We start from the raw sequence: 17532 nt of genomic DNA, 5'->3' as shown, positions 1-17532 counted from the left end.
ATTCCGGGGAGTTGGTTCCGGCCGTCCGTTGTGCTGGCCGGTGGTTTTGCGAAATCCAGTCCAATACGCCATTGGCGCACACGGTGTCGGATTTCATTCGGCGCCGCTTCCTCCACGCGTACGGGGCCGAGCCTTCCCTGCGTATTCCACGGCTTCTGGCCCTGACAACCGCTCAGGGAACGCTGCTGGCCGCCGTTGGCGTGCGCAATGCGAATCAAGAGCGACTGTTTCTGGAGGATTACTTATCGGTGCCGGTGCAAACCCTCATGCCAGAGCCGGGCACCAGACGCAGCGGTATTGCCGAAATTGCCCACCTGGCCGGGGTGGAAGCCGGGGTCAGCCGCTATCTGTTCGCCTCGCTCTCAGTGTGGTTGGATGCTGCCGGCTATGACTGGGTGGTGTGTACCGGTACCGACCAGTTGCGCAACAGTTTCCATCGGCTCGGCATCGCCACGCAGGTGCTGGCGGATGCCGACCCTTCAAAATTGCCGGATGGCGGCGCTGGTTGGGGTCGCTATTACGACCATCATCCAGTGGTGATGACCATCAAGGTCGCTGATGGTATGGCGGCCTTGCGCGCCGCCGGCTTGCTGAAGCTGGTGCAGCCGGTTGTTGCGGTCGAGGATAAACCGCAGGCGGACCTGGGAGGTGCCTATGGCCGCCTTGCCTGATCTCCTGTCTCAGCGGGTCCGGCAACATCCGGAGCGCATTGCACTGCAGGGGCCAGACGCCAGTTTCAGTTATCAGCAGCTATGGCGGGCGGCGCAGTTGCTGGCCGAGCAGTTGCGGAGCCTGGGCGTGAAACGCATAGGCCTGTGTGGCGACAACACCCCGGCCTGGGTGGTTGCGGACCTGGCTTGTCTGATGGCGGACGTGGTGTGTGTACCGGTGCCGGTGTTTTTTTCCAGAAGCCAGACCGAGCACCTGATTCAGCGGGCCGGGCTGGATGCCCTGGTATTCAGTGGCGAAGCAGAACAGGCGGAAATGATCGGTCATGGCGTCTGGCTGAGACATTTGCCGGTGTCCCCTGCTGCCTCCTGGATGCCGGAACACACCGCCAAGATTACCTTCACCTCCGGCAGTACTGGTACCCCCAAGGGCGTGTGCCTGTCGGCGCAGCAGCTGGCGGCGACCGCCGGTGCGCTGCAGCAGCGGCTGGAAGGTGTGGAGCTGGAGCAACACCTGTGCATTCTGCCGCTGGCAACCCTGCTGGAGAACATTGCCGGGGTTTACCTGCCCCTGCTGATGGGCGCCACGGTGACGGTTGCCCCGTTGCAGACCCTGGGCATGACCGGCAGCAGTGGCCTCGATCTCGGCCAGCTGGTGGCCGGCCTGAACCGGCATCAACCCCATTCCGTGATTCTGGTGCCTGAGCTGGCGATGGCGCTGGTCAATGCCGGCGAGCAGGGATTGCTGACAACGGATTCGTTTCGCTTCCTGGCGGTCGGCGGCGGCCGGGTATCGCCGGACCTGTTGGCCCGGGGACGGTCGATTGGGTTGCCTCTGTACGAGGGCTACGGCTTGTCCGAATGTGGCTCGGTGGTGGCGCTGAACGTGCCCGGAGCCGAGCGAGAAGGCTCGGTGGGCCGGCCCCTGGGGCATGTGCAGGTAAAGGTGGATAACGAACACCGGATTCTGGTTCGGGGCAATACCCATCTGGGATATCTCGGTGATGAGCCGCAAGCCGATGACTGGCTCGATACCGGCGATCTGGGCGACCAGGACACAGAGGGCTTTCTGGCTATCAACGGTCGGGCAAAGAACCTGTTGATTACCAGCTTTGGTCGGAACATCAGCCCGGAATGGCTGGAAAGTGAACTGGTCCAGGCATTGGGGGCTGCTCAGGCTGTGGTATTTGGCGATGGTGAGCCACAACCCGGTGCTTTGGTGGTGATCACGGATAACCGAAGCCCTGACGATATACGTGCGGCCCTGACGTTGCTGAATGCCGGTTTGCCGGATTATGCCCGCTTGCAGGCCGTGTACCTGCGCCGGCAACGGCTGACCCAGGCCGAGGGCCACATCACGGCCAACGGTCGCCCGGTGCGGCACCAGATTCAGGCGGACCTGCCCAGGCTCATGGCCGAATCCTTTCCCTTATTCATGAATCTCTCAGTGCCTGCGGGCACTTCTATCCGACAGACAACGCCAGGAGACTCAAACATGGCATTTTTTGACCGACTGCAATCCGAAACTGAACAGGCCCGGGCCCATGTCACCGGAGCCCCGGTGATTCAGGCTATCCGCGAGGGTCGCTTTGATCTTGAGGGTTACACCTGGTTCCTGACCCAGGCCTATCACCACGTGAAGCACACCGTGCCACTGATGATGGCCTGTGGTGGCCGGCTGCCCGAACGGCTGGAATTCGTGCGCAAGGCACTGGTGGAATACATCGAGGAAGAATACGGCCACCACGAGTGGATTCTCAACGACCTTGAAGCCTGCGGCGAAGACAAGGAAGCCATTCGTCATGGCCAGCCCGATACCTCCATCGAGTTGATGGTGGCCTACCTGTATGACCGCATCCAGCGGGGTAACCCGGCGGCTTTTTTTGGCATGGTTCAGGTGCTGGAGGGCACCTCCATTGAGCTGGCCACGCCCCTGGGTGAAGCCATCCAGAAACAGCTGGGCCTGCCCAATCAGGCGTTCAGTTATCTGTACTCTCACGGCGCCCTGGATCAGGACCACTTTGAGTTCTTCCGCAACCTGATGAACGACATCACCGATCCGGAGGACCAGCAGGCCATCATCGAGGCCGCGCGCATGGTGTATCGCCTGTACGGCGATATGCTTCACAGTATTCCGCTGCGGGCCCATGGCAAGGAGCAACGTCATGAGGCTGCATGACCGTACCTTCCTGCTGCTGGGTGGTACCGGTGGCATTGGCCAGGCCCTGATCGGGCCGCTGGTGGAATGCGGTGCCCGGGTGATCGTTGCGACCCGACATCCGGAGCGGCTGGAAAAGCGCGCCGGCGTTTCTCCGGTACACCTGGAGCTGGCCAGCCCGGAGCTGGATCGACAGCTTCAACAGTTGAGTGAGGTGTATCCCGATATTGATGGTGTAATTCATTGCGCCGGCCAGAACCGGTTTGCGGCGCTGGATGCCATGGCCGTCAGCGACCTGGATGCACAGCTTATGGTCAATCTGCGTTCCGCTATGCTGGTGGCCCGGCATTTTGTGCCTCGTTTCCGTAAAGCCGGCGTGGGCGCCCTGGTGTTGGTGGGGTCCACCTTCGGCAGCATCGGGTTTCCCGGCTACACCGCCTATTGCGCCAGCAAGTTCGGCCTGCGCGGCTTCAGCGAAGCCCTGCGTCGGGAGCTGGCGGACACCCCGGTGCAGGTGGTGTACGTAGCGCCCAGAGCCACGGCCACGGCTATGAACCCGGCGCCGGTGAACGAGCTGAACCGTGCCCTGGGCAATGCCATGGACGCACCGGAAGCTGTCGCAGCCCAGATTCTTCAGGCGATGGAAAAAGATGAACGCCGACGTTTTCTCGGCTGGCCGGAAAAACTGTTTGTGGTGATCAACGGCATCCTGCCGAAGCTTGTGGATAAAGCCATGTTAAAACAACTGCCGGTGATCCGGCGCTTTCTGGATTCAGGAGTGGTGTCATGAAGTGGATCGTAATGGTGTTGGCGGGGGTCATGGCCATGCCCCTGTGGGCTCAGGACATGCGGGCTGAACTGGCACAAATCCAGCAACGCTGGGCGCAGATCCAGTATCAGTTGCCCGAAGATGATAAGGAAAAGGCATTTGAGGCACTGGCCAAAGAGGCCGAGACCTTTGTCGCTGATTATCCGGGCCGTGCCGAACCGCTGATCTGGCAGGGTATTGTGCTCAGTACCTACGCCGGCGCCAAAGGCGGCCTGGGTGCGCTGGGACTGGTGAAAGAGGCCCGGGCCTCCCTGGAAGCGGCCCTGAAGATCGCTCCGGAGGCGCTGGATGGCTCAGCCTATACCTCACTGGGTAGCCTGTATTATCAGGTGCCGGGCTGGCCGTTGGGGTTCGGGGATGATGAGATGGCCCGGAAGTACCTGCAGAAATCGCTGGCAATCAACCCGGAAGGTATTGATGCCAATTACTTCTTTGGAGATTTTCTGGCGGAGCAGGACGAGCCTCAACGGGCACGGGTCTATCTTGAAAAAGTGTTGGCAGCCCCGTCGAGACCTGGTCGGGAAGTGGCGGATGCCGGCCGTCGGGCGGAAGCAAAGGCCCGCCTGGACAGCCTTTGAAGCGCATTCGCCGCGACTGTCGGGCTGGACTACACTAAAAAAACCAGTGTAGACAATAGCAGGGAGACCGGCCATTTATGGCAAGCCAGCCCGACGATGAGCAGCCAGAGGGCCTGTCGGCCCGGTTTTTTCAGAAGCTGGCATCCGGCGTGCCGGGCGTGCTGTTTACCTATTGGCTCAGTGCCGATCACCAGTCCCACCGCTATCCCTATGTTAGTGACCAGGTAAAAGAACTGTTCGGCGTCGAGCCGCAAAAGCTCCGGGAAAATGCCGATTCGGTTTTCCGGGTCATTCATCCTGACGATGCGGCCGGCGTTGGTGAGAGCATCCTGCACTCGGTGCGAACGCTGCAACCCTGGTGTTACCGCGCCCGGCTGAGGATGAAGAATGGCGAGTACCAATGGTACGAGGCCCATTCCGTGCCGGAGCGGCAACCGGACGGCAGCACCCTCTGGTACGGCCAGTTCCACAACATTCAGCACTACAAGGAGCTGGAGCAGCATCTTCGGGATAGTGAAGCGGAATTCTCGTTCCAGGCGGGTTTCCAGAAGCTGATTGCCCGGCTTTCCAGTGAGTTCATTCATCTCGGATTTGGCTCCATCGATGACTGCATTGATGAGTTGCTCAGATCCATCGGCGCCTTCTTCAGCGTTGATCGCGCTTACGTCTATGCCTTTTCGCCGGACCTTGCCACCATGACCAATACCCACGAATGGTGTGCTCCGGGTGTGCCATCGTTGATGGCGGATCAGCAGGCGGTGCCGATTGACGATTTCCGCTGGTGGCAGCAACAGATTCGCCTGATGGAGAGCCAGAGCCAGGTGGTGTTCATTGAGGACACTGCGGATTTGCCGCCTGAGGCCGAAAATGAGCGGGCATTGCTGGAGCAGCAGGGAGTCAGTTCCATGTTCTGCGTCCCTGTCCGGATCCGCGGTCAGGTGATGGGCTTCTTTGGTGTGGATTCGTTATCCCGGCGGAGTTGGCGGCGGGATATGGCGGATCTGTTGATTATTGTCTCTGGTCTGTTGTCCGGTGCGTTGGAGCGCAACCGGCTGGAAGAGGACCTGCTTAACCAGTCGATTCGTGATCCCCTGACTGGACTGCATAACCGTCGTTACCTGATGCCCCGGCTGGACGAGATCCTTGCTGCCAGCAATCGCCATGGCGACCGTTTCTGCCTGGCCATGTTCGATATTGATCACTTCAAACGGATAAACGACAACCTGGGCCACCTGGCAGGTGATCAGGTATTGATGCGATTTACCGACGTCCTGCTTGCCCATACCAGAACCACCGATGTGGTGTCCCGCTTCGGGGGTGAGGAATTTCTGGTGGTTTTTACCGGGGTAACCGAGAGGGATGTGCAAACCCTGGTGATGCGAATCATGGAAGCAGTAAGGGAGGAGGAATGGTTGGTCGACGGCAAGGCATTAACCGTTACGGTCAGTGCCGGGGCGGTGTGCGTGTCGGAGCTGACAGACGAGCCGGCCACCCCGGAGGCACTGATTGCCAGGGCAGATGATAGGCTGTACCAGGCCAAGGATGGGGGCCGGGATTGCCTGGTTGATGCATCGGGATTATCGCGCATATAAGAAAACAGCATTTCACCTTATATATCGTTTCAGTATATCCTTAGATCAGATTAAAGAACTGGCGACTTCAGAGGTGAATACCATGACCCAGCCCATCGTTCAGCATTTTTTTGACGAACCCACTAACACCTTCAGTTATGTCGTGCGCGATCCCGACAGCCAGGTCTGTGCGATTCTGGATTCGGTTCTGGATTTCGATTATGCCGCTGGCCGCACCGATGTGCGCTCGGCCGACGAGATCATTCAGTACATTCAGGCGAACGATCTGATCGTGGAATGGATTCTGGAAACTCACGTACATGCGGATCACCTGTCAGCAGCTCCCTACCTGCATGAAAAGCTTGGAGGCAAAACCGGTATCGGGGCAAAAATCATTCAGGTACAGGAAATTTTCGGCAAGGCCTTTAACGCCGGTACCGAGTTTGCCCGCGATGGCAGTCAGTTTGACCGGCTCTTTGAGGAAGGCGACACCTTTGCGATCGGCAGCCTCGAAGGCCGTGTGCTACATACGCCCGGCCATACACCGGCCTGCCTCACCTATGTGATTGGCGACGCCGCATTTGTGGGCGATACCCTGTTTATGCCGGATTACGGCACGGCCCGCTGTGATTTCCCGGGCGGTGATGCCCGGGTTCTGTATCAGTCCATCCAGAAAGTTCTGGCGTTGCCGCCGGAGACTCGTATTTTCCTGTGTCATGATTACAAGGCACCCGACCGTGATGAATACCAGCACATGACCACCGTGGCCGAGCAGCGCCAGGCTAATGTGCACGTGCACGATGGTGTGTCGGAAGAGGAGTTTGTGAAGATGCGCACCGAGCGGGATGCAACGCTGGATATGCCGAGGCTGATCCTGCCGTCGGTGCAGGTGAATATGCGGGCGGGCCATATGCCGTCTGCAGAAGACAACGGCCAGGTGTACCTGAAGGTACCGGTCAACCTGTTCTGAGCCGCGCATGAATCTGAAACGCTATCTGCCCATTCTGCAATGGGCGCCATCTTACGGTCGCGACCAGGCCACCAGTGATCTGGTGGCTGCCGTCATTGTCACCGTTATGCTGATTCCGCAGTCCCTGGCGTACGCTCTGCTGGCAGGCCTCCCGGCGCAGGTCGGGTTGTACGCCAGCATCCTGCCACTGGTGATCTATGCGGTGTTCGGAACCAGTCGCACCCTCTCTGTTGGCCCGGTGGCGGTGGCCTCGCTGATGACGGCGGCTGCTCTGGCGCCACTGGCCGAGGCGGGCACTGCTGAGTATCTGGCCGGAGCTATCTTGCTGGCGGTGATGTCTGGCCTGATGCTGACCCTGATGGGGGTTCTGCGGCTGGGATTCCTGGCTAACTTCCTGAGCCATCCGGTGATATCCGGGTTTATTACCGCCTCGGGCATTGTCATTGCCGCCAGCCAGCTCAAGCACCTGTTCGGTATCCAGGCCAATGGCCACAACTTGCTGGATATTGGTCACTCGTTACTGGTTTCCCTGGGCAATACCAACGTGCCCACGCTGTTGATCGGGGGCGGGGCCTTGATGTTCCTGTTGTGGTCGCGCCGGTACCTGAAACCGGTACTGCATCGACTCGGCCTGGCGCCCCGGGCGGCTGATATCCTGACCAAGACCGCGCCCATTCTGGCGGTGCTCGTCACCGCTCTGGTTGCCTGGGCATTGCGGCTGGATGAGCAGGGGGTGCGACTGGTCGGTGAGGTACCGTCAGGATTGCCTTCCTTCACCATGCCCAGTCTGGATCTTGGCCTGTGGTCCCAACTGGCGGTCAGCGCCTTGCTGATCAGTGTGGTAGGTTTCGTGGAATCGGTTTCGGTGGGTCAGACCCTGGCGGCCAAACGGCGCCAGCGCATTGACCCGGACCAGGAGCTGATTGGTCTGGGTACCGCCAACCTGGGGTCCGGCCTGTCGGGCGGTATGCCGGTTACCGGTGGCTTTTCCCGTTCGGTGGTGAACTTTGATGCCGGCGCAGAAACACCGGCGGCTGGGGCTTACACGGCGGTGGGCATCGCCCTGGCCACTCTGTTCCTCACTCCGGCCATAGCCTGGTTGCCCCAGGCGACGCTGGCGGCGACCATTATTGTGGCGGTGATCACCCTGATTGATCTGCCGGCACTGGGCCGCACTTTCCGATATTCCCGTACCGATTTCGGGGCCATGCTGGCGACCATCCTGCTTACCCTTGGTCACAGTGTCGAAGCCGGTATCATTGCCGGGGTGGCGTTATCGATTGGCCTGTTCCTGTACCGAACCAGTCGCCCCCACAGCGCCGTGGTGGGCCGGGTGCCGGGCACCGAGCATTTCCGCAACGTGCTGCGCCATGAGGTGGAACTCTGTCCCAAAGTTACCTTCCTGCGGGTGGATGAAAGCCTGTATTTCGCCAATGCCCGTTTCCTTGAAGAAACCGTGATGGATCTGGTTACCCGGGAGCCGGAGCTGACCGATCTGGTGCTGGTGTGTCCGGCGGTGAACCTTATTGACGCCTCTGCCCTGGAAAGCCTGGAAGCGATTAACGAACGGCTGCGCGACGCCGGGGTGCGTCTGCATTTCTCGGAAATCAAGGGCCCGGTCATGGACCGGCTCAAAGGCACGGAGTTGCTGGAACACCTGGGCGGACGCATCTTCCTGAGCACTTATGAAGCCTGGCAGGCGCTCACGAACCGGGCGGCGTTGGCGGCTTGACCTGAACGGTGTGATCCCATTGACGGTGTATGGGGTATGTGTAGACACTGCCCCGTATTTCCAATCGCACCCGCACCGGTAAATCGCCATGGGAATGACCGACAACCTGCTCTCCACCAGTCAATGGCTGATCACCGCCGTGTTGTTTGCGGTGATTCTGTTGAACGCGGTGCGTTCTGTCGACTGGTCCGCCTTGCGCAAGGATAACGCTCTTCAGCATTCGTTTTTCGGTGCTGCGGTGATTCTGGGTTTTGTCTGGCAGTTGCGGGCAGGTATTTCACCAGGATTGGCGATTCACATCTTTGGCATCACGGTGATTACTCTGATGCTGGGTTGGGCTCTGGCCGTGCTGGCGGGCCTGCTGGCTCTGGTGATCACCGTCATCACCGGGCGCGAGCCATTACTGATGTTTGCCGCCAACGGTCTGATTACGGTGATGGTCCCGGCACTGGTCAGCCATGGCATCATGTTGTGGGAACGGCGGCGCAACTTCCGTAACTTCTTCGCTTATATCTTCTTCTGTGGTTTTTTCGGAGCCGGTCTGTCGGTTGCCGCGGCGGGCATTGTGATGTGCCTGATGCTATGGAGCAGCGGTACCTACAGTTTTGATGAACTGGTGCATGAGTATCTGAGGTATCTGCCGCTGTTCATGATTCCGGAGGGCTTCATCAACGGCACCTTTGTCACTGGCCTGATGGTTTTCCATCCGGACCGGCTCAGTACGCTGGACCAGAGCCGGTACCGCTAAGGCCTTTTTCAGATACCGTCACCCTGCTCGGAAACGGTCTGTAGTTCACGAATGTCCCTGTTGGAGTGGCTTCTCTGACGCCAGTTGTCCAGCCAGTCCAGTACTTCCTCTGACGGCATAGGCCGGGCGATACCATAGCCCTGAACCAGGTTGCAGCCCATGTCCCGCAGTGCGGTGGCGTGCTCCAGCGTTTCCACCCCTTCGGCCAGTACGGGGTGGTCAAAACGCTGTGCGAGGAAAATGACGCTTTCGACGATGGCACGGTCATTGGCGTCGGTAAGCATGTTGCGGACGAAACTCTTATCAATCTTGATGACGTCCACGGGCAGGGTGCGCAGGTAGGTCAACGAGGAAAAGCCGGTGCCAAAGTCGTCCAGCGCCACCTGCAGCCCCAGAGACTGGCAGCGCGCCAGCACATTGCTGGCGCGTTTGGTGTCTTCCAGCGCCGTGGATTCCAGCACTTCCAGGGTGATTTGCCCGGGGCTCACTTCTGGATGGCTTTGCAGATAGCCTTCCAGGTAGTCCGCAAACTTCCGGTCCATCAGGTGGGGCGCGCTGATGTTTATGCTGACAGCCAGGGCTTCGCCGGCTTCCCGCCATCGGTTCATCTGGTGAATCGCCTCTTTCAGCACCCATTGGCCCAGGGGGATCTCCAGGTGACTGTTGGCCACCGCCGGCAGAAAGGCACCGGGGGTAATCAGCCCTTTTTCGGGGTGGTTCCAGCGGATCAGGGCCTCGAAGGCAATCACCTGGCAGTCGGCCATGCGCAGTTGTGGCTGGAAGTAGAGTTCGAATTCCTCGTTCTCCAGGGCGCGGGAAATCTCCATCAGCAGGTTCCGACGTTCCTTGCGGAAGGCATATTGGCCGGGATCGAAAATATGAAACTGGTTGCGGCCTTTCTCTTTGGCAGCGTACATGGCCTGGTCGGCATGGCGGATCAGGCCTTCGGCGTCGGTATCATCTTCCGGGTACAGGGTGACGCCGAGGCTGGCTGTCAGATTTACCTCTTTACCCTCCATGTCGAAAGGCTCACTGACCGAGGTCAGGATACGCTGATACAGGGGCTCGGAATGTTCGCTCTGAATCAGCAGAACAAATTCATCGCCGCCGATCCGGGCGACGGTATCTCCGCTGCGGAGACTTCTGGTGAGCCGTTCCGCCACCATGCGGAGGGCCTCGTCGCCGAAATCGTGGCCGAGTTCATCGTTGATGCCCTTGAATCCGTCCAGGTCAAGATAGCAGATGGCGAGTGAGCGTTTCTGCCGGTCCGAGTGCGCCTTGGCGGATCGCAACCGCTCTTCCAGCAGCTGTCGGTTGGGCAGACCGGTGAGGTCGTCGTAATTCGCGGCCCGGTCGAGCTCTTTGGCGTGATTCTTCAAGGCTGTGATATCGGAGAACGCCGCCACATAATAATGTTTGCCGGGTTCTTCCAGGTGCACCCGGCTGATGGATAGCAGTTCCACATATTCCTCACCGTTTTTGCGGCGATTCCACACCTCTCCGCGCCAGTGGTCGGTCTTTTCGATGGACTGCCACATGGAACGGTAGTATTCCCGGGAATGGCGGCCAGAGCTCAGAATGGAAGGGTTGAGGCCGAGTACTTCCTGACGGCTGTAGCCGGTAATCCGGGAAAACGCAGGGTTTACATCGATAATGTGGTTGAGGTGATCGGTGATGACAATCGCCTCGTGACTGCGATCAAAGACGCTGGCAGCGATGCGCAGGCCGCGTTCACTGTTTTTCCGGTCAGAAATGTTGGTCTGGATCACCACGAAGCCGGGTTCGACGCCGTCCGCGCCATCCACCGGTGTGCAGTAGGTGTGTACCCAGTAGGGTTCGCCGCTGGCGGTATAGTGCAGGATGTCTTCTTCAAACGCCTCGCCCCGGAACAGGTGGCGGTATATTCGGCTGACGGTATCAGGATCCGTGTCCGGCCCGGCCAGAACCTGGCTGGGAAGCTTTCCACGTACTGCACTCAGCGAGTAGCCAGTATGCTCCTCGAACGCCTGGTTGACCCATTCGATGCAGCCGCCGGCATCCAGTATCAGTGCCATGTTACGGCTGGCGGTGGCGACCAGGGCCAGTCGTTTCGGATCGATATCCGAAGCAGGCTGGGGAGAGTCCGGGGTGTTGGGCATAGATCAGGTGTTCCGGTTAACGGTGGCTTTCGGCTTCCTCCTCTCCATGTGAGAACTGTTCGCGGGAATGGCAATGATGGCTACCCGCAACCTCCGCATTTTCCGTGTACTTGTTATCCGTATATTGCAATGAGAGGTGCGAGGGATGCTACCTCATCCGGGGCTGGAAGGCATTCGACCTTGGTTTCAGAGAATTGATCATCGTCAATTCGTAACGACTTTTTACGGTTCGATGACAATCGAGGCACTATTGCCGCCAGCGGGAATGTTTTTGCAGTTTGCGCTGAAGTGTACGCCGGTGCATGTTCAGGGCCCGGGCGGTTGCTGATATGTTGCCTTCATGCTCATTCAACACCCGCTGGATATGCTCCCACTCCATTTCCTCCACCGACGGCGGTTCCCGGCGCAGTTCGGGGGCGCCTTCAATGGGCTCAAAACCGTGAATCAGCTGGCTTACGGTGACCGGTTTGCACAGGTAGTTCATGGCGCCACGGCGCATGGCTTCTACCGCTGTCGCGATACTGCCGTAACCGGTCAGCACCAGGACCTCCAGATTGTCATCAACCTGCAGCAGTTCTGGCAGTAATTGCAGGCCGCTCTCACCCGCCAGATTCAGGTCCAGCACGCAGCGGTTAAAGTGCTTCTCGCCAAGGGCCCGGAGCGCATCCGCCCGGTTACTGGCCGTCGCGCTCTCCACGCCCTGTCGTGCAAGAGAGCGACTTAGTACCTGCAGAAAGCTCTCATCGTCATCAATCAGCAACCAGCATTCGCCGTCTGTCATGTTCAGATAACTCCCGTAGAAGGTGCGTCAGACATCGGAAGGTCGATCACCATGGTGGTGCCCTGATCGCTCACCCGGGCACGAAGGTGGCCGCCCAGTCGCTGTATGGTGGCGTTGGACAGAAACAGCCCCACACCCAGGCCGTTGCGGGAATCCACCACGTCTTCGCCCGGCGCACCGGCAAAGGCACTTTCCAGACCATCGCCGTGGTCTTCGACGATGATCTCGACCCGTGCATTGTCGGCCCTCTGGCAACTGACGGCGACCCATTGCGGGCTGGCGGTGAGGGCGTTGGCGAGCAGGTTCAGTACCGCCTGATCGAGGGTGGCATCTACCGCAACCATGGCCTCGGGACAATCGTCTGCCCAGCGTATCGGCCCGGCGGGCCAGAGCAAGGTTGCAGACTCCCGAAGCCGTTTGAGCCAGGCGGACACCGGCAGGTTTTCCAGTTTTGCGTTGCGGGCTTCGACGGCCGCCTGGGTCAGCTGCTGGAGATGGCCACTGCACAGTGCCAGCTGCTGTTGCATCATGCTCAGATCATCCTCCAGATGCTTGTCGCCCTGATTAGAAGTGGCAGAGCGAATTTCATCCAGCAGTAACGTCATGGTGTTCAGGGGCGTTCCGAGACGATGGGCGACGGCCGCGGCGGACAGGCCCAGAGAAATAATCTGTTCGTCGCGAAGCCGGTTTTCCCGGAACTGTCCAAGCTGGGATTGCTGTGCTCTGAGCTGGCGGGCCAGAGTGCCCACTACCAGGAGCAGGATGGTGGCAGTCAGGGCAAAGGTCACCCACATACCCACCAGATGTAGCTGGGCCAGGTCGCCGCCGTGATGCTGATGTTCAATGGCGGGCGTATGCCAGAGCACCAGGGCGGTATACACCAGAACGCCGGATACTGTCAGGACGATACTGTGGCGCCCAGGCACCAGGATAATGGCGACCGCAATCGGCAGCAGCAGGAGCGAGACCAGAGGGTTGGTGTAGCCTCCGGTAAGGTAAAGCCAGAACCCGATCAGTACCAGATCGGCTGCCAGGGTAAGGCTGACAAAAACCGCCGAGGCGGGCGGGCGTCGGCTGAACCATAACCATCCGAGCGTGGCCAGTACACCGTATAGCAGGCACAGCAGCAGCGCCTCGGCCCGATGAGCAAGGGTGATGGTGGTTTCGGCAACCGCGACCGCCACCAGCAAGGTGACAATAATGGCCAGGCGCATGCCCAGAAGGTAGCGGGCGGCCTGCCGAAAACCGGTCTGTGAGTGTGTCAGCCATTCCATGAGGGCATTCTAGCAGCGTGTTGTCGGTGCCGGGGCGAAAAACCTCTGGCTATTGCTTCGGGTCAACCGGCCGGTAGCACACCAGTTCCTGCCGAACCACATCACCGGTCAGTTGCAGGGGTGTCTGGTCGGTGACATATACCCGGACGGCGCGCTCAATGTCACTGGCGTTGTCAGGCTGGGAGATTTCGCCGGGCATAAGGTCAGGTCGGTAGCGGCACTGGTCTGATTCAGGAAACAGCGCCACATAGGCAATACCGGTTTCCACCAGATCCTGGAAGAAATGGGAACCGTAGGACAGATCCGGCACCATGTCGCCGGCATTCTCCGATACCTCCACCAAGGCACTGACGCCGGCAATATCGGCAAACCTGACCGGAACGCCCAGCTCCGGGCTGCTGGTGCCCCAACGTCCGGGACCGATCAGCAGGGTGCTGGCGCTGGATTCCCGAACCACCTCGCCGACACGTCGGGCCACATCGTAACGCTGATTGATATTCAGGTTGGCGTAGATCGCCGCATCTATACGGATAATCCGCGTAATCGCCAGATTGATGTTGCCGCCCATGAAGTGGCCCTGGGTGCGGAAAATCTCTCGCTCCGCGGGCAGATGTTCCGGCAGTGTGACCGGACCGGTTTCACCAATCGTGGCCAGTGGCCGGCACTGAACCAGATTGAAGGAGGGTTCGCCCTGTTCATCAATATGCAGGGTGAACTCGACATCCACGGGATGCTGATAGCCGGCCTCCAGGGTAGATAACAGAGATGACAGCCGCTGAATGAATGAGCTGAACTGAACCAGCGGCCGGAAGGTCAGTCGCCAGACCGGCCCTGGCAGCCCAATCTGTTCCGCCCGGGTACTGGCGGCCCGGTCGATTTCGCCCATCTGGGCCATGGGCAGATCTTGAACGGTGTCCAGTAACTGGCTCAGGGGTCGGGTTTCCAGATGGCCCTCCTGCAGGTCGAGCAGGTCCACCAGATGTTGGGAGAATCGATAGTGTTCGTCCGGGTTGCGGAAAGGTTGCCGGCCGGGATGATCCAGCGCCATCACGCAGGCGTGGTCGCCTTCAATCCGGTCTACGGCCCGGGTGCCCAGCCCCATAACCAGGCGGACCATGCCCGCTTTCGGGTTCATGGTGCTGTCCCAGGCAAAGGTGTTTCTGGACACGCCAACGCCCGCGGCATCGGGCAGGTAATAGCGGCCATGGAAACGGCCATTTACCCGCTGGATCAGCAGGGCCATGGGTTCCTCGCGCTGATCCAGGCCTCTTTGTTTACGGTACACCAGAGCGTCGTCACTCATGGACGAGGCGTAGACCTGGCGGATGGCATTTTCCAGCTCCGCCAGTCGCTGTTCCGGTGCCCCCTGGTTGATCAGGAAGACACTGTCGTATTTGCCGGCAAAGGCGTTGCCGAAACCATCCTCCTGCAGGCTGGATGAGCGCACCAGGATGGGATACTGGCCGTAATGGTCAAGCAGGCGTTCCAGCTCCGAACGGACTTCCGCCGGGAATTGCCCGGTCAGGATGGCCTTGCGAAGAGAGGGTGCTTCACTGAGATAACCTTCTGGTGAGCGTTGTCGCATGATTGCCGGCCACAGGCCGTTGTGGACCAGAAATGCGTAGTAGGCGTCGGTGCCCAGGTAGCTGGAATCGTGGGGTTCCAGATTCGGCTGCCAGAGTTCAGGCGCATCTTTCAGCAGAATGTTCCGGGCAATCAGCATGCCTGTGGCCTTGCCGCCAATATAACCGCTGCCAACCAGACGGCTGCGAATGGTGAGCAGATCCTCCAGAGTCAGGTAGCGCCGGGCCAGTTCCAGAATCTTGGGGTCGCGGCTGATCATCACCTGCAGAACCTGCTCCTGCAGATCAGGCATGCAGGTCTGGTCCTGTTCAAAAACGGCCCGGCTGACTTCCTGGAACAGTCTGTCCCAGTAATCCAGCAGTGGCTGGCGATGCAGGTGCCCGGATTCCAGCGAGGCCTGCAAGCGGGTGGCATCGCTGCTGTCGGTAATCGGCCAGAACTGGCCAGCCTGTTCCCGATGGGGCAGGAACATGGTCGGTGATTGCCGGCGCCAGGCCTTGATGGGATGAATCTGCACATCGTCGCCGTGGCGGTGTACATCAATCAGCACCTGGGTGGTCTGGCGAATCCGGTCCAGGGTCATCCGGGAGTGTCGGTCCGGGTGCAGGGTGAACCAGGCGACGGTATCCAGTTCGAACAGGAAGGGACACACTACCCGGAAAAAATTGCCCACCATGGCGTCGGTGGCCCAGGCATTGAGTAGCTCACTCAGGCTGTCGCAAACGTAGAAGGCGCCGCGGCCATGTTGTTCGATCAGGTGCCAGACCCGGCTGGTAAAACTCTCGAAACCGCCGAGGGCATCAATAGTGATGGTGCGCACCGCAGGGTGCTGGTCAATGATCGGCGGATGCTCGCCGAAGCGGAGATAGATGATCTGCCGGCCGGCGTCGGCGGCAGCATCCAGAAAGGGAAGAACGAATCGGCGGTAATCGTCCAGATCGGAGACCCGCCAGACAACATTGTCGCCGATTCGCAGGCCATCCAGCACCTCATCCAGACCGGGCAGTCCGGTGGACACCCGGTCTGTGGTCTGCTGAGGCTGCTGGTGCGTCATGGCGTGATCAGATCACGCCCATGGCGGTCATAGCCTTGGCTACGCGAAGGAACCCGGTGATGTTCGCGCCCAGCACATAGTTACCCTGAGCGCCAAACTCTGCGGCGGTCTCGTAACAGTTCTTGTGGATATCGATCATGATTTCCTCAAGGCGCTTCTGGGTGTAATCGAAAGTCCAGGAATCGCGGCTGGCGTTCTGCTGCATTTCCAGGGCGGAAGTTGCAACACCACCGGCGTTAGCGGCCTTGCCCGGGCCGTAAGCAATCTTGGCGTCCTGGAAGATGATGATGCCTTCCGGCGTGGTCGGCATGTTGGCGCCTTCGGCAACTGCGATACAGCCGTTTTCCACCAGGGTCTTGGCATCGCTGCCGTTGAGTTCGTTCTGGGTGGCGCAAGGCAGGGCCACATCACACGGAACGCTCCAGATGTTGCCGTCTTCCACGTACCTGGCGTCTTTGTGGTATTCAGTGTAGGCGCTGATGCGGCGGCGCTCCACTTCCTTGATGCGCTTGACCGTCTGCAGGTCAATGCCCTTCTCATGCACGATCATGCCCTGGGAGTCGGAGCAGGCAATTACCTTGGCGCCCAGTTCGTGGCATTTTTCGATGGCATAGATGGCTACGTTGCCGGAGCCTGACACCACCACGGTCTTGCCTTCCAGGGAGTCACCACGAGCCTTGAGCATTTCGTGGGTGAAGAACACGGTGCCGTAACCGGTGGCCTCGGTACGGGCGCGACTGCCGCCCCAGTCCAGGCCCTTGCCGGTGAATACGCCGGATTCGTAGCGGTTGGTGATGCGCTTGTATTGGCCGAACAGGTAGCCGATCTCGCGGCCACCGACGCCGATGTCACCGGCGGGAACGTCGGTGTACTCGCCCAGATGGCGGTACAGTTCGGTCATCAGGCTCTGGCAGAAACGCATGATTTCGTCGTCCGACTTGCCTTTCGGGTCGAAGTCGCTGCCGCCTTTACCACCGCCGATGGGCAGTCCGGTCAGGGCATTCTTGAAGATCTGTTCGAAGCCCAGGAACTTGATGATGCCGAGGTAAACAGATGGGTGAAAACGCATGCCACCTTTATAGGGGCCAAGGGCACTGTTGAACTCGACACGGAAGGCGCGGTTGATGTGGATCTCACCGCTGTCGTCCTGCCAGGGCACACGGAAGATGATCTGGCGCTCGGGTTCGCAGATGCGCTGGATGATCTTCTTGTCCGCGAACTCCGGGTACTTCACCAGCACGGGCCCCAGGGTTTCCAGTACTTCGTGAACCGCCTGGTGGAATTCTTTCTCACCCGGGTTGCGATGAAGAACGTCCCGAAAGATCGGTTCCAGCTTTTCGTCGAGTTTTGCAGTCATGGTGTCATGCCCTCGGAATACGCGTATTGAAGGTCGCAGGGAAATGCGGTGCCCAAAAAAAGGGCAGTGATTGCACCACAGCGGTGCGGT

13 protein-coding genes are annotated in these 17532 nt (G+C 59.7%); 8 read left to right on the top strand and 5 right to left on the bottom strand.

Features of this window, described 5'->3' with window-relative positions; all coding sequences use genetic code 11:
* Window positions 1–83 precede the first annotated feature (83 nt).
* The 8 genes from ACAM27_RS01365 (at window position 84) to ACAM27_RS01330 (ending at window position 9254) form a co-directional block, all read left to right on the top strand.
* On the top strand, window positions 84–671 hold the full coding sequence (locus tag ACAM27_RS01365; RefSeq protein ID WP_374730295.1) for a thermostable hemolysin: 588 nt from the start codon (window positions 84–86) through the stop codon (window positions 669–671).
* Entirely contained in the window at window positions 655–2847 is a 2193-nt protein-coding gene (locus tag ACAM27_RS01360; RefSeq protein ID WP_222534229.1) for an AMP-binding protein, read from the top strand. Before ACAM27_RS01365 ends, ACAM27_RS01360 begins: the two co-directional genes overlap by 17 nt.
* On the top strand, window positions 2834–3616 hold the full coding sequence (locus ACAM27_RS01355; protein ID WP_022993394.1) for an SDR family oxidoreductase: 783 nt from the start codon (window positions 2834–2836) through the stop codon (window positions 3614–3616). Before ACAM27_RS01360 ends, ACAM27_RS01355 begins: the two co-directional genes overlap by 14 nt.
* Window positions 3613–4233 carry a hypothetical protein gene (locus tag ACAM27_RS01350; RefSeq protein ID WP_023007786.1) on the top strand — a complete coding sequence of 207 codons (621 nt, stop codon included), beginning with the start codon at window positions 3613–3615 and terminating at the stop codon, window positions 4231–4233. Before ACAM27_RS01355 ends, ACAM27_RS01350 begins: the two co-directional genes overlap by 4 nt.
* A 77-nt stretch (window positions 4234–4310) precedes the next feature.
* Complete coding sequence (locus tag ACAM27_RS01345) at window positions 4311–5825, top strand: diguanylate cyclase (RefSeq protein ID WP_023007785.1); 1515 nt, start codon at window positions 4311–4313, stop codon at window positions 5823–5825.
* Between the two features lie 82 nt (window positions 5826–5907).
* On the top strand, window positions 5908–6774 hold the full coding sequence (locus ACAM27_RS01340; protein WP_141066794.1) for an MBL fold metallo-hydrolase: 867 nt from the start codon (window positions 5908–5910) through the stop codon (window positions 6772–6774).
* 7 nt (window positions 6775–6781) lie between these two features.
* Window positions 6782–8506, top strand: a complete 1725-nt coding sequence (locus ACAM27_RS01335) for a SulP family inorganic anion transporter (RefSeq protein ID WP_023007783.1) — start codon at window positions 6782–6784, stop codon at window positions 8504–8506.
* Window positions 8507–8594: 88 nt separating this feature from the next.
* Window positions 8595–9254, top strand: coding sequence for an energy-coupling factor ABC transporter permease (locus ACAM27_RS01330; protein WP_023007782.1), 660 nt, complete (start codon window positions 8595–8597; stop codon window positions 9252–9254).
* 8 nt (window positions 9255–9262) lie between these two features.
* On the opposite strand, the gene ACAM27_RS01325 is transcribed toward ACAM27_RS01330, so the two are convergent.
* The 5 genes from ACAM27_RS01325 to gdhA all read right to left on the bottom strand — a co-directional run bounded on the left by ACAM27_RS01325 (window position 9263) and on the right by gdhA (window position 17442).
* A complete protein-coding gene (locus ACAM27_RS01325) occupies window positions 9263–11392 on the bottom strand; it encodes a bifunctional diguanylate cyclase/phosphodiesterase (RefSeq protein WP_023007781.1) in 2130 nt (709 codons plus the stop codon).
* Window positions 11393–11639: 247 nt separating this feature from the next.
* Window positions 11640–12173, bottom strand: a complete 534-nt coding sequence (locus tag ACAM27_RS01320) for a response regulator transcription factor (RefSeq protein ID WP_369612434.1) — start codon at window positions 12171–12173, stop codon at window positions 11640–11642.
* Window positions 12174–12175: 2 nt separating this feature from the next.
* Entirely contained in the window at window positions 12176–13447 is a 1272-nt protein-coding gene (locus ACAM27_RS01315) for a sensor histidine kinase KdpD (protein ID WP_022993386.1), read from the bottom strand.
* Window positions 13448–13496: 49 nt separating this feature from the next.
* The gene (locus tag ACAM27_RS01310; RefSeq protein ID WP_022993385.1) at window positions 13497–16085 is read right to left on the bottom strand and encodes a PEP/pyruvate-binding domain-containing protein; all 2589 of its coding nucleotides are present in this window, start codon (window positions 16083–16085) and stop codon (window positions 13497–13499) included.
* 7 nt (window positions 16086–16092) lie between these two features.
* Window positions 16093–17442: an NADP-specific glutamate dehydrogenase gene (gene gdhA, locus ACAM27_RS01305; RefSeq protein ID WP_011783856.1), complete on the bottom strand. Its 1350-nt coding sequence runs from the start codon at window positions 17440–17442 to the stop codon at window positions 16093–16095.
* Window positions 17443–17532 lie beyond the last annotated feature (90 nt).

The sequence above is a fragment of the Marinobacter sp. RI1 genome (assembly GCF_041155085.1).
Classification (GTDB): Bacteria; Pseudomonadota; Gammaproteobacteria; order Pseudomonadales; family Oleiphilaceae; genus Marinobacter; species Marinobacter nauticus.
Note: the sequence above shows the minus strand (reverse complement) of the source record. Positions and strands in the feature narration are given on the sequence as shown.

What these genes read in the sequence shown, in the direction of transcription:
- ACAM27_RS01320 (WP_369612434.1), bottom strand. Translation starts at nt 12,173, where the DNA reads ATGACAGACGGCGAATGCTGGTTGCTGATTGATGACGATGAGAGCTTT.
- gdhA (WP_011783856.1), bottom strand. Translation starts at nt 17,442, where the DNA reads ATGACTGCAAAACTCGACGAAAAGCTGGAACCGATCTTTCGGGACGTT.
- ACAM27_RS01330 (WP_023007782.1), top strand. Translation starts at nt 8,595, where the DNA reads ATGGGAATGACCGACAACCTGCTCTCCACCAGTCAATGGCTGATCACC.
- ACAM27_RS01325 (WP_023007781.1), bottom strand. Translation starts at nt 11,392, where the DNA reads ATGCCCAACACCCCGGACTCTCCCCAGCCTGCTTCGGATATCGATCCG.
- ACAM27_RS01315 (WP_022993386.1), bottom strand. Translation starts at nt 13,447, where the DNA reads ATGGAATGGCTGACACACTCACAGACCGGTTTTCGGCAGGCCGCCCGC.
- ACAM27_RS01335 (WP_023007783.1), top strand. Translation starts at nt 6,782, where the DNA reads ATGAATCTGAAACGCTATCTGCCCATTCTGCAATGGGCGCCATCTTAC.
- ACAM27_RS01350 (WP_023007786.1), top strand. Translation starts at nt 3,613, where the DNA reads ATGAAGTGGATCGTAATGGTGTTGGCGGGGGTCATGGCCATGCCCCTG.
- ACAM27_RS01360 (WP_222534229.1), top strand. Translation starts at nt 655, where the DNA reads ATGGCCGCCTTGCCTGATCTCCTGTCTCAGCGGGTCCGGCAACATCCG.
- ACAM27_RS01345 (WP_023007785.1), top strand. Translation starts at nt 4,311, where the DNA reads ATGGCAAGCCAGCCCGACGATGAGCAGCCAGAGGGCCTGTCGGCCCGG.
- ACAM27_RS01340 (WP_141066794.1), top strand. Translation starts at nt 5,908, where the DNA reads ATGACCCAGCCCATCGTTCAGCATTTTTTTGACGAACCCACTAACACC.
- ACAM27_RS01355 (WP_022993394.1), top strand. Translation starts at nt 2,834, where the DNA reads ATGAGGCTGCATGACCGTACCTTCCTGCTGCTGGGTGGTACCGGTGGC.
- ACAM27_RS01310 (WP_022993385.1), bottom strand. Translation starts at nt 16,085, where the DNA reads ATGACGCACCAGCAGCCTCAGCAGACCACAGACCGGGTGTCCACCGGA.